The 13,057-nt window shown below is 42.4% G+C and carries 9 protein-coding genes and 1 rRNA gene; 5 read left to right on the forward strand and 5 right to left on the reverse strand.

Annotated elements, in window-relative coordinates; all coding sequences use genetic code 11:
• Positions 1 to 59: 59 nt before the first annotated feature.
• Positions 60 to 2,147: a catalase gene (locus Q0895_RS10170; RefSeq protein ID WP_075103565.1), complete on the reverse strand. Its 2,088-nt coding sequence runs from the start codon at positions 2,145 to 2,147 to the stop codon at positions 60 to 62.
• A 428-nt stretch (positions 2,148 to 2,575) separates the two neighbouring features.
• Between Q0895_RS10170 and Q0895_RS10175 the strand changes: the two genes are divergently transcribed.
• Positions 2,576 to 3,382 carry a dienelactone hydrolase family protein gene (locus Q0895_RS10175; protein WP_299188501.1) on the forward strand — a complete coding sequence of 269 codons (807 nt, stop codon included), beginning with the start codon at positions 2,576 to 2,578 and terminating at the stop codon, positions 3,380 to 3,382.
• Positions 3,383 to 3,671: 289 nt separating this feature from the next.
• Positions 3,672 to 6,452: a phosphoenolpyruvate carboxylase gene (gene ppc / locus Q0895_RS10180; protein ID WP_299188503.1), complete on the forward strand. Its 2,781-nt coding sequence runs from the start codon at positions 3,672 to 3,674 to the stop codon at positions 6,450 to 6,452.
• A 38-nt stretch (positions 6,453 to 6,490) separates the two neighbouring features.
• On the opposite strand, the gene Q0895_RS10185 is transcribed toward ppc, so the two are convergent.
• From Q0895_RS10185 to Q0895_RS10195, 3 genes are all read right to left on the reverse strand, one after another.
• Complete coding sequence (locus Q0895_RS10185; RefSeq protein WP_299188505.1) at positions 6,491 to 7,147, reverse strand: DUF938 domain-containing protein; 657 nt, start codon at positions 7,145 to 7,147, stop codon at positions 6,491 to 6,493.
• An 81-nt stretch (positions 7,148 to 7,228) separates the two neighbouring features.
• On the reverse strand, positions 7,229 to 7,693 hold the full coding sequence (locus Q0895_RS10190; protein ID WP_299188508.1) for a flavodoxin family protein: 465 nt from the start codon (positions 7,691 to 7,693) through the stop codon (positions 7,229 to 7,231).
• 68 nt (positions 7,694 to 7,761) lie between these two features.
• Positions 7,762 to 8,172 (reverse strand): OsmC family protein, encoded by a 411-nt coding sequence (locus Q0895_RS10195; protein ID WP_299188510.1) that lies wholly within the window; start codon positions 8,170 to 8,172, stop codon positions 7,762 to 7,764.
• A gap of 310 nt (positions 8,173 to 8,482) precedes the next feature.
• Here Q0895_RS10195 and Q0895_RS10200 point away from each other — a divergent pair, with 310 nt between their 5' ends.
• The 3 genes from Q0895_RS10200 to Q0895_RS10210 all read left to right on the forward strand — a co-directional run bounded on the left by Q0895_RS10200 (position 8,483) and on the right by Q0895_RS10210 (position 12,780).
• Positions 8,483 to 9,976 (forward strand): hypothetical protein, encoded by a 1,494-nt coding sequence (locus Q0895_RS10200; RefSeq protein WP_299188512.1) that lies wholly within the window; start codon positions 8,483 to 8,485, stop codon positions 9,974 to 9,976.
• A 73-nt stretch (positions 9,977 to 10,049) separates the two neighbouring features.
• Positions 10,050 to 11,396 carry a DUF1501 domain-containing protein gene (locus Q0895_RS10205; protein ID WP_299188513.1) on the forward strand — a complete coding sequence of 449 codons (1,347 nt, stop codon included), beginning with the start codon at positions 10,050 to 10,052 and terminating at the stop codon, positions 11,394 to 11,396.
• A gap of 235 nt (positions 11,397 to 11,631) precedes the next feature.
• The gene (locus Q0895_RS10210) at positions 11,632 to 12,780 is read left to right on the forward strand and encodes a catalase family protein (protein WP_299188516.1); all 1,149 of its coding nucleotides are present in this window, start codon (positions 11,632 to 11,634) and stop codon (positions 12,778 to 12,780) included.
• Between the two features lie 148 nt (positions 12,781 to 12,928).
• Here Q0895_RS10210 and rrf read toward each other — a convergent pair.
• Positions 12,929 to 13,043, reverse strand: a 5S ribosomal RNA gene (gene rrf / locus Q0895_RS10215).
• Positions 13,044 to 13,057 lie beyond the last annotated feature (14 nt).

The following is a 13,057-nucleotide window of genomic DNA, read 5'->3' on the forward strand; positions in this document are numbered from 1 at the left end:
ACATAGGCTGAGTTTAAGATAAAGCGTTTGAAGATTAAAACTTATATAGTATTAGTCAACTATGCAAGATCACGAACCTTTGGCTCACGCTCCCACAGACGCGACTTAGCGTTTTCGATAAAGGCATCTAAGTCAGCAAGTGGTGTGACAAAGCTGTCTTTTTCTACTGGTAGCTTGCTTAAGATGAATTCTTCAGTCGCTCCGCAATATGCAATTGCTTTACAATGCACATAAGCATCAGTAAACCAATCTAAGGTCGAGCTGTCTTTTGCTAGTTTCTTGGCTTGGTCTGGCATGATGATACTGACCACCGCATCAAAGAATACCGAAGGCGCACCTGCTACACGCTCTTCAGCTTGTATACGTGTGCCATCATCTAATTCCACCTCTTTACTCGGCGCAACGATTTTTACCATACCGCCTTGGGCATTGACAGCGTCTTCAAACTTTTTGATTTCGCTATGATTTGACCCTTTAGCAACTAAGATACCAACCAAACGTCCTTTTAAAGACTTAGGCGTACGGCCAATCGTCTGCAATGGCTCAGAGGTTGCCATATCTTGTACGGGAGCTGCAGCATCAGCAGGCTCTGGCAACTCCATACCTAAGGCAGTTGCCACGCGATTGGCCAAATCTTCATCGATATGTAACAGATGGCCAAGCATACGGGTACGTACATGAGGAGTATCTACTTTGCCAAGCTCAAATGCATAAGCCGTAGCAATATGCGCCTGCTCAGCTGGCGTTTGGCTGCGGTAGAACATACGCGGTTGACTATAATGGTCTGCAAAGCTCTCTGCGCGAATACGGCCTTTTACGCCATCATCCAACTGCTCATGGAATGACTCAAAACCTTTTTTAACACTTTCACGTGGACGCTCAGGATCTAAACTTTGTGGATCATAGAGGGTACGCGTCTTGGGCACCTGCATTTGCATATGACCATCTTGCTGGTTATTAGCAAATGGACATTTTGGTGCATTGATAGGAATTTGCGCAAAGTTTGGTGAATTAAAACGGAACAACTGAGTGTCTAAATAACTAAACAGGCGTCCTTGCAGTAGAGGATCATTACTATAGTCAATGCCAGGTACTACATGTGATGGACAAAATGCCACTTGCTCAGTTTCTGCGAAGAAGTTATCAGGGTTACGGTTCAAGACCATTTTACCGATGATTTTAACTGGCACTGTCTCTTCTGGAATCAGTTTGGTCGCGTCTAGATGATCAAATGGAAACTCATTGGCTTCTTCTTCAGTAAATAACTGAACACCAAGCTCCCACTCAAAATACATACCATTTTCAATCGCTTCATACATGTCACGGCGATTATAATCAGGGTCAGCACCAGATATTTTTACAGCTTCATCCCAAATAAGCGACTGTACACCTGCTACTGGTTTCCAATGGAAACGTACAAAGGTACTTTTACCGTCTTTATTTAGCAAACGGAAAGTATGGATACCAAAACCTTCCATCATGCTAAAGCTACGCGGGAGCGCTCGATCACTCATCAACCAGATGACATTGTGCATAGTTTCAGGGCTTAGTGACACAAAGTCCCAAAAAGTGTCATGCGCAGAAGCCGCTTGCGGGAATCCGCGATCTGGTTCTGGTTTTACCGCATGGATCAAATCTGGAAACTTAATGGCATCTTGAATAAAGAAGATCGGCATATTATTGCCAACTAAGTCCCAGTTCCCCTCTTCAGTATACATTTTTACTGAAAAACCACGGACATCACGCGGCGTATCTTTTGAGCCTTTATTACCAGCGACAGTCGAAAAACGAGTAAATACAGGCGTTTGCTTCCCTGTTTCTGTAAGAATTTTAGCGGTCGTATATTCTTCTAACGACTCTGTCAATTCAAAATAACCGTGGGCAGCACTACCACGAGCATGTACCACGCGCTCAGGAATACGTTCATGATCAAAATGATTAATCTTTTCACGCAGTACAAAATCTTCTAACAATGATGGCCCACGCGCGCCAGCTTTTAGCGAATTTTGGTTATCAGAAATAGCAACACCTTGCTGCGTCGTTAAAACTTTACCGTCATCGTCTGCACGCTGGTGAGTTTCACCCCCGTTACCACGTTCAGTATTCATATTTTTAGCGGGGTCGGTATGATCTAGATTCTTCTTCATAATATATCCTAGCTAGTAAATAAAATAAGTCTGTTAAGACCCTTGATAAAGTGCTCACACAGTTTTTATATCCTTGGAGATAATGTTGACTTCATATGTCGTTCATTTTTCTGTGTTAATAGCACTACCGATTATTGATAAAACGAAAATAAATAACAGGTTTTCAAACTATATTACCCAAAAAATAAGTTGCTTATATGGTGAACCTTGTTGATATTTAGTTAAATTTCACACTTAATATAAACGAAAACTTTCACCTCTATGGCGGTATATATGCAAGATAAGAACGCATATAAATAATTGATTGTTGTAATGCCAATATTTTCTGGGGTATGCTTTTAGAAGGATTACTTACCAACGATAAATAACTGGACGTTGTATTTAGCCATCTATTTATCTTTTTTTAGCAAACTATAAGGCTATTTATCATGTCATTAACATCGTCTATCCTACCCAATTTTTTATCTAAACATCTTTATAACTCGTTGGTCGCTGGCACCTCGTTGGGCTTAATGATGCTTACGTTTGGCCAGACAGCAGCGGCCATTACCTCTACAGACATCACCTATAAGGTCGATGACAAACCTTATCAAGGCTATTACGCCAAAGCTGACAAGCCCAATGCGCCTTTTATCCTACTGATTCATGATTGGGACGGATTGACAGACTACGAGCGCAAACGCGCGGATATGCTAGCCGAACAAGGCTACAATGTACTGGCTGCTGATATGTTTGGCACAGGTGTGCGCCCGACCGAAATGGAAGATAAGAAGCGTCTGACCTCAGCGCTGTACGACGATCGCAGTAAAATGCGTCGCTTGCTACAAGGCGCGTTAAATGCAGGACGACTCCAAGGTAATGATGTTCGCACAGGCATGACGATGGGTTACTGTTTTGGTGGTACAGTCGCTTTAGAGCTTGCAAGATCAGGTTTTCCGCAAAAAGCGTTTGTGCCTTTTCATGGAGGGCTCGAAACTCCAAAGGGACAAAATTACGATAAAACGAATGGGGAGATTTTAGTTTTCCATGGTACAGCCGATGAGGCCGTACCATTTGAAGACTTCACTACTTTGGGAAAAGATTTAGAAGCTAGCAAAGTACCCCATGAGATGATTACGTATAGCGGTGCAGTTCACGCTTTTACTGATTTTAATAACCCTGATAGATACAATGCGCGCGCAGATGAGCGCTCTTGGAAGCGCTATTTAGATTTTTTAGCAGAAGAATATCGATAGCGTTAGATGCTATTATCAGTTAGATTATAAGAGCAGCAATAAGACTGTTTGCTATCAAACACAAGCATCAATACTTTTGCGCGGTATCAATGCTGTTTTAGCTCAACAGATTTTTTGCAACCATACTTTAAAAAAGGCGACTAATATATTTTACCTAAGACGGCTCGTAACTGTATTTACGAGCCGTCTTTATTCATCCGTCTAGGGCGTAGTGTTCGTTGAGTGAGGAAGATAGCCATATCTAAGCTCTATTGGATATATTCCCTAGTTATAGACAAGGAAGACAGTTATGTTATTAGATAACGACGTATTGCGTGCGCGCATTCGTTTATTAGGATCGTTTTTAGGTGAGGCCATTTCTCGCCAATCTGGCCAACAGACATTAGACACCATCGAGACCTTGCGCCAAGGTTTTATCCAAGAGCGCCGCGAGCATAACGACGGACAAAAAAAGCAACTTATCGAGCTCATCGCCTCGCTAGACAATCAAACACTAAAAAATGTCATTCGCGCGTTTTCTATTTACTTTTTTTTGGCAAACCTAACCGAAGAAAACTACTTACGTGAGCAGCGGCGAGTGATGCGCGCGGAGTCCAACCAAAGCTGGGAAGGCTCCTTTCGCCGCACTTTATCAGAATGCCGCGAGCGCCAGATCGAACCTGAACAAATCAAAGAACTCATTGATCAGCTAAAATTTATCCCAGTCTTTACCGCGCACCCTACCGAGGCGCGTCGCCGTACAACGATGAATATCTTGCAAACGCTATACGAGCACACCGATGCCATGGGTGCCTATCCTGAGGGCAGTCTCGCCTTTGAGCAAGCCAAACAAAAAACCGCAGAAACCATTGATCTACTGTGGTCATCAGATGAAGTGCGGACTCGTAAACCCTTGGTCTATGATGAGATTAATAATGGCCTGCATTATTTTGATGCCAGTCTTTTTACCGCCATACCGAAAGTCTATCGCAATATCAAAGACGCAATCGTAGAGATTTATCCAGAGCTTAGTGACTATGCGCTGCCCGCTTTTGTTAATTTTGGTTCTTGGATTGGGGGCGATAGAGACGGCAACCCCTTTGTCACTCATGAGACCACAGAAATGGCCGTGTTGATGCACGCCAATACGGTGCTGCGCCATTATCAAGTATTGATCCGAAAGCTGCGCCGCGAGCTGATCCATAGCGATAGCATCGTCACCATCGCGCCCGAGATTTATGAGCGAATCAAAGATTACAGTGAGCTGGATCAGCAAGTGTTTTGTTATAACCCTGATGACTACAACCATGAGCCATACCGTAGATTGTTGTCGCTTATTCTTGCCAAAATAAAAGCCACCAACCAACACATCCAAAGTCAAGGCACTGACGAGAATGCAGCAAAAGACGCGTACTTATCGCCGGCCGCACTGTTAGATGACTTACGCCTTATCCGAAAAAGCGTGAATACGCATGATAGCGCCCATGCCGAAGGGCTGCTACTAGATACCATCCGCTTGGTCAAAACCTGCGGCTTTCATCTGGCCGCGCTCGATATTCGCCAAGACTCAGGCTATCATGGCGAGGTCATTGACGATATCTTTGCCAGTGCCTCCAACTTGCCCGATTACAAAACGCTAAGCGAAGCAGAGCGCCAAGAGTGGCTGACCAGTTTGCTACAAAAACCAGGCACGCCGCTGATTTATACCGATAATTTAAGCGAGCAAACCCGTGAGCAGCTAGCATTGATGCAGTCGGTGGCCAAACTGCGCAAACTGGTCGGCGACGATACCTTTGGCAGCTACGTGATCTCGATGACCAATAACGCCAGTCAGCTGCTAGAAGTACTGCTGCTGATGCGTTTTGCGGGTTTGTCTGGTATCGATGACGACGGACACTTATTTGCCGCCTTGCCGGTAGCGCCATTGTTTGAAACCATCGAAGACCTTAAAAACATCGATAAAATCATGCCAACGGTGCTGGATAACCCGCTGTATCGCGAGCTACTTGAGCACTCAGGCAATATTCAAGAGATTATGCTGGGCTACTCGGACTCTTCTAAAGACGGCGGCATTATCACCTCGGCTTGGCAGCTGTATAGCGCCCAGCAGACTATCACCCGTATTGCCAACCAATATGGCATCAGCACCCGTCTGTTCCATGGCCGCGGCGGCTCTGTCAGTCGCGGCGGCGGCTCAACTCATCAGGCCATCGCCGCTCAGCCTGCTGGCACATTAAACGGACAAATCAAGTTTACCGAGCAAGGCGAAGTGCTCTATGCCAAGTATGCCAATCCAGATACAGCAGTGTTTGAGCTGACCATGGGCATCACTGGCGCGCTAAAAGCCAGCTCGTCACGCTTTGTGGCGCAGCCGGCCCAGCTCGATAGCTATGAAGCACTGTTTGCGGATTTGGCCGATGCTGGTGAGCAGCAATATCGAGCATTGACGGATAATACAGAAGGCTTTTATCAGTTTTACTCCGAAGCCACGCCTGTACAAGAGATCTCTTTGCTAAATATCGGCTCGCGCCCTGCCCACCGCAAAAAAGGCTTGCCAAGCAAATCGACCATCCGGGCGATACCTTGGGTGTTTGGCTGGTCACTGGCCCGCTTTACCCTTCCTGCGTGGTATGGCGTGGGCACGGCATTAGAGAGTGTCAAACAAAACGAAGCGTTGATGAAAGAGATGAATAAAAACTGGCCGTTTTTTAGCGCCTTTATCAGCAATATCGAAATGGCCTTTACCAAATCGGAGATGAATATCGCCCACGCCTACAGTCAGCTGTGCAAAGACGAGCACTTACGCACACAGGTCATGCAGGCCATCGAGCAAGAGCACGCGCTTACTCACTCTGGCCTAAACTCCCTGCTTGAACAAACCTCATTATTGTCCACGCAACAAGAGCTGGCAGCGTCTTTACAATGGCGTAATGCTTACTTAGACCCAATCAACTATATCCAAATCGAGCTGCTCAAACGCATGCGCCAACCTGATGATAATGATGCTAAAAGTACTGATAAACTGGCGGTAGAAGATCCACTAATTCGCAGTATCAATGCCCTTGCAGCAGGACTACGTAATACTGGTTAGAACTTGATACTGATATTAAAACGCAAATAACCGCTGACTTAGTTAGCGGTTATTTTTTGAAAAACCAAAATTTGGTTGTTCGCTGGCATCTGATATTGAGTTATTAATGTTAAATGGTGAGTGTTGGCTAAAGCAATGATATCTTCTTTATGCCGGATACCGCTACCAGCATCACGCTGGCGCAAACTGCTATCAAACTGCCGGTTACTCGCACTGGTATAGTGTCCGTTTTCATTAAATGGCCCGTAAACAATCAGCTTGCCGTCTAACGGTAGTGCTGCCCCGACCAACTCAAATAACCTTTCAACCAAAGGCCAAGCGATAATATGTAAGGTATTGGCGGTAAATACAGCGTCATAAGGTTTACCGGTATTAGCTTTTGGAATAGAATCTATTAACAAATTAAAAGCCAACGGTGCATACAGGTTTGGCGCAGGATAGCTATCATGCCACGCTTCAATGACCTGATGGTTCGTGCTAACATCGCTGGTCTGCCACTGCAGGTGCGGCAATCTTGGTGCAAAGTAAACGCTGTGCTGACCGGTACCCGAGCCGACTTCTAAGACATGTGTATGCTCTTGTAGCTCTTTTTGTAGCACGTTTAAGATAGGCGCTTTATTATTTTCACACGCTTGCGAAAATGGCGCTCTAGCTGGAGCAATCGATTGCGTATTATCTGAATCACTATTAAACACTACGGCCATCCTTATAATGCTGTTTTCATCAAGTACAGATATCAATAACGAAGATAAGCAATAATAACTTACTACAACGACCTAATAGATACCTGCCTCGATGCCTGCTGCCAATGTCATTGCCAGCTCTTCGACTTGCTCAGTGAACGCCTCTTGCCAATCGCCTTGTAAAATCAGCGCTTCTTGTATCCACTCCCAGCGTAATCCTGTCGTAATCGTTTGCAGCGCCCGCTTGGTTCCTGTGCCATCTTGTCCCGCTCGAATATACAGCGCGAACGGCATACCCTGCTTCTCTTCTAGCACAGGGTAATAGCAGCGATCAAAAAAATCTTTGGTCAGTCCTGCCATGTATGCCAAGTTCTCAGTCGTACCTAATAATAACGCATCAGCTGCGAGCACATCTTCAGGCTGCGTATCTTGGGGCGTCTTTAAAATGACATTGATATCTATATCAGGGTGATTGGCACCGTCATAAGCGGCTTGCGCTAGTTTTTTGGTATTGGGTGATGGTGCATGCGCGACGATAAGCAAGGTTTTGGTAGCCATATTAATCACCTCTATAAAGGTCACTAATTAGTGCAATTAGCAGTTATTAGAGCAAGTAATGTTTAAATTTAGCAACTTTTAAAATTAATAGTTACCTTTTGCATGATATCAGGATGAATACTTTTCGCAACCGGACAGGTAAGCGCAGTGTTATGAAATATCTTTTGCGTTTTTTCATCTAGCTTTTTATTGAAAGTGATCGCGACATGTATTTCACTGACGCGTCTTGGGTCAGCTGTCATCACTTTAGTCACCTCGCTTGTAGTGCCGGCAATATCAATGTCCATATCTCGCGCTTTAATCCCAATGATCGTTAGCATACAACTGGCTAAGCTCGTCGCTAACAAGTCAGTCGGTGAAAAAGCCTCACCTTTACCCTGATTATCAGTCGGCGCATCAGTAATGATTTCATTGTTTGATTGCAAATGAATAGCGCTAGTACGCAAGTCGCCTTGATAAGTTGCTTTTGAAGTTGTCATGGGTTTCTCTTTGATAGTTATTTGTTTTGATTCCTACATCTACTAGTAGCAGTGATTATATAGACTGTTCTCGTTACATTATCTTACAGTGGTATAAGACTTGCATAAGTCAGTACGGTTGCTAAAACTTGATTACTACAATTTGGTGGTTGTTACCGGTTTTATAGAAAGAAAGCTAATCTATACTCACAATCGCGATACTAAGGTCAAAATTAAGCACTAATTTCTCAACATATATAAACCGAATTTATATTATAGCCCTCAAAGCACTGATATTTGAAACAATTTGAGTTAAATGAATGGAGTATTTATGAGTATTAGCCAGAATTTGTTAAATCTGGATACAGTCACAGACGGTAAAGCCATTAAAAGCGACGGTAGAACTGTCAGTAATCCTAGTTATGATGTATCTGACTTCATTAAAGTAGAGCCAGATGCTAAATATACTATCTCTAGTAAACAACGTAGAGGTGTTGATACCTTTAATAGTATTGCCTATTACGATAGCAACAGAAGGTTCATCAAACGGATACCCGCAAGAGACAGATATCTAAAAAGTATCACTATTACTGTTCCTAAAAATGTTCACTATGCGCGTCTTAATATGAATGGCGGCCCTGCCTATAAGCATAATCGTATGTTTGTAAAAGATGGCGAGGTACTGCCTAATCAAAGTCTTGAGAGCGTATACCCTAACTCTGATTTTGAGGGCATATATCCTGACCCCAATCAAGATACAATCTATTATAAGAATAATTATAATACGCCCGAAGAAGCGCTTGAAGATGCAGCTCGGCGCGGAGGTGCCAATATTATATTTCCAAACGGAAAATATGAGGTAGCACTAAAACCTAGAGTGCCCAATATTCGGCTGTTCGGAACAGGTGAAACTTACTTTTATGCTAAGTCTAGATCAGCAGTGCTTGAAGTCCGTGAAAAAGGAAATGGCTTCCAAGCTACAGGTATTCACTTTAGAGGCCAAACTATAAAGCATGCTGATTCTAATAGCCCACTGGCCACCTCTATCTACTGTATGTGGATATGGGGCAAAGATTGTAAGTTTAGCAACTTTACGTCAGAAGGCGCAATATACGATAGTTTATACATACGCGGTGACGGTGAAATGAACTTTGAAGCCAATGATTTCAAAATAGGTCCCTCTAACAGAAACTGTTTAACTATCGCATCAGGCTTCGGTATAAAGCTTAAGAACGGCGTCGTTCGATTCAAAAAAAATGTATATGTCTATTCTACAAACCCTGGAAGAGGTGATCGTGAACCAACTTATGGCGGTTTATACCTTGCTGATATTGAACCCCCTAGCCCTTCTTATCAATGGGGCGATGTGCTATATGAAAGCATCGAATTCATCAATGCTAGTGATTCATCCGGAGGCCGACGGGTCATAATACAAGATAACAATCGTAATAATCGCAACTACTTTGATATTACTATTCGTGACTGTCTTATGATTAAAGAAGGTAAACACAATGGAGACGCACCATACATTAGTCTGAAATCAAAATCTAAGCAGAAAGTATTTAGAGGCATTAATATTGAAGGTGGTACCTATAATAACCGCGTTATTATGACATCAAAGTATGAGAAGCTACTTGAAGATTGTACATTCAAGAATATTAAACTAGATACTATAAGGGCTTTTAGCTGGCTGATTACACTTGGCGAAGATTGCGTTGCTAGCAATATTAATACTGAAGTTGGCGATAGAATTACAAACTTCAAGACTGTATCTTCGACTAATGTCAGCGTCAAGAATGTAGAAGGCAATCGTAACTCTAGTTGATGATATTTTTAACAATATCGCTAATCAACATTTCAATATGTAATAAAGTAGTAAAAACTATAGGAAATTTATCATGAAAGAGTTATCAAGAAGAGCCTTTTTACAGCGTTTAAGCTATTTAGCAGGTGCTGGTGTTGTTGCACCTATGGCTATGAGCTTATCAGCTAACAAATCGAGAGCAGCAACAGCAGGCTCTGATTATAAGGCTTTAGTCTGTGTTCTATTAGACGGAGGTAATGACCAAGCCAACACCTTAATTCCCATTGATGCATCCAACTATGCAACTTACCGTAAGATACGTAAAGATGTTGCTTTGGATCAATCTAATTTATTACCTTTAATACCTACAAATAACTTAGACAGTGGACTGAAATGGGGATTCAATCCCAATCTTAAGCGTTTAAACAGCTTATTTCACCTAAAAAAATTGGCAGTCTTACAAAATGTAGGAGCTTTAGTACAGCCTACTTCATTAGATCAGTATAAAAAACAATCAGTAGCATTACCCAGAGGTTTGTTTTCTCATTTTAATCAAAAACAGAGTTGGCAAAGTACAGCTTCTGACTCTTTTAGAGAAGGCTGGGGCGGAAAAGTTGGTGATGCAATCCTAAAACAAAATATGCATGGACCATTTTCTTGCATTAGTACCGATGATGATACTGTATTTTTGACAGGCGAACACACTAATCCATTGAAAGTTACCCCTTACGGTATCAAAAGTACTGGGAGTATCAAAGAAGGAGCCCAAGGATCTAGTGCAATGACATTTTCAGAAGCATTGAGTAATTTAATCAATCCATCTAATGACAATGCAGTTGCAAATTCTACTAACGAATCAATGATGCTATCTGCAATACAAGACGCAAAAACTATCTCAACTGAATTTGCCACCGAAAATGCATTAGCGCAACAGTTAAAAACAGTAGCATCGCTTATCAAAGCACGAGACAAGCTGGGTGTCAAACGTCAGATATTCTTTGTGAAACTTAAAGGATTTGATACCCATTATGATCTACTTGGACGACATAGTACGCTAATGAATCTACTTGATGATGCATTAGCAAGTTTTTATGAAGCTACTGAAGAGTTAGGCGTTTCTCAAAATGTTACCACTTTTACTATGTCAGAGTTCGGTCGAACTTTTAATAGTCATGGTAACGGGTCAGAGCATGGTTGGGGAGCTCACCATTTCATTATGGGCGGCGCTGTAAAAGGCAGAGATTTTTATGGTGAAGCGCCAGAGATTGGATTAAACACAGCCATTGACGTCGGTGAAGGTGCATGGCTACCTACAACATCTATTGATCAGTATTCAGCGACTTTGGCCAAATGGTTTGGCGTCTCAGATAACAATCTAAAAATGGTAGCACCTAATTTACATAAATTTGATAATTGGGACTTAGGCTTTATGTCTAGCTAACTAATTTTTAAGAACCTAACTTTAGGTGTGAAAGTCGTTTCAATAACAATAAAGCTTGCCAAAATTGTATTTGGCAAGCTTTATTATTTTGGGCTAATTTAAACCTACCTATTAGACCAAATGTAATAATGCTTCTTTACATACTACTCATACTTAACATTAAGATTGGCTAGTGAACTTCTATAAAATAGTTGAGCTTTTAGATTATAATTTATTCGTAAATAGGTAGCCAATCATGCTAAAAAAATTATTTAAACCCAAATACGTCAAGTTTGATGATAATTACACCACATTAAGTCCAGAAGATCAGCAGATGATGAAGGTAATCACTGTCGATATCCGCGAGTACGTCCAAAAGAGCAAAGATGCCAATAACCTTGATCATCATACCCGCGCCGTTCATGCTAAGACCTATTGCGGCCTTAAAGCCAAGTTTGAGATTTTGGACGATTTGCCCAAAGAGTATGCGCAAGGCTTATATGCTAAGCCAAGTATTCACGATGCCGTGATTCGATTCTCGAATGCAGCAGCAGGTGTGGATGCAGATAGAAGGCTTGGTCTTGGGCAAGGACTCGCAATCAAAATATTTGATGTACCCGGTAAAAAGCTTACATCTGATGAAGAGGACTGCACCACCTTTGATTATGCGCTAGTAAATGGACCTATCTTCTTTACCAATAGCCTCGCCGACTATGCTTACCTATCTAAATTAAACTTTGAGCTAAACGGTTATCTAGGCGATGGTTTACTTGGTAAAGGTAAACTGGTGTTTAATTGGCTGACTAAGTACGGTAAAGCACTTCCTAATGCAGAAGGTGTCAGGACCCTAAACGCGTTTAGAAAGCTTCTAACGATTCCTCCAAAGAACGCTTGGTTATACGATTATTACTCACAAGGCGTTTGTCGTCATGGCGACTACATGGGCAAAATCAGAGTAACCCCTACCCAAGCGTCTGCTGCTAAAATTAAACGTCGTGATATTCATCTATTTACTGAAGATGAAGCGATCCGTCCTGCTATCATTGAGGAGATTAAAGAACACGACTATCAGTTTGAAGTGCAAGTACAACTTTGCCGAAATCTCAAAAAGCAGCCTATCGAGAAGCTGACTCAAGAATGGGATGAGTCCGAGGCGCCTTTCGTTACCGTAGCAACCTTGACCATACCTTGCCAAGACGTACCAGAAAACGGCAATGTCAAAGTGTTAGAAGACCTTACTTTTACCATCTTTAGATGCTTAGAAGAGAATCGCCCTATTGGAGTGATCCAAACCTCACGTTTGCAAGCCTATAAAACCTCTTCTGACACCCGTCATAAAATGAACGGTATCAAACGTAAAGAACCTAGTAGTTTAAAAGAAGTGTTTAAAAAGATTTCTAAGTAATTCAATTAAATAATAGAAGAAACTAGCTTTGAATGTAGTAGTCAATGTTTCTTTAATATTGGTTGTTTTTATACGTAAAACTCATATGAAAAATTCACCATAAAAAAAAGCCCCCTAACAACTAAGTTAGGGGGCTTTAGGAATAGAGAGCTGACGATGACCTACTCTCACATGGCCGGAGCCACACTACCATTGGCGCGACGATGTTTCACTTCTGAGTTCGGGAAGGGATCAGGTGGTGCCATCGTGCTATTGTCGTCAGCAAAGGGGGTTAGAT

It is taken from the genome of uncultured Psychrobacter sp. (genome assembly GCF_947495825.1).
In the GTDB taxonomy this organism is placed as follows: domain Bacteria; phylum Pseudomonadota; class Gammaproteobacteria; order Pseudomonadales; family Moraxellaceae; genus Psychrobacter.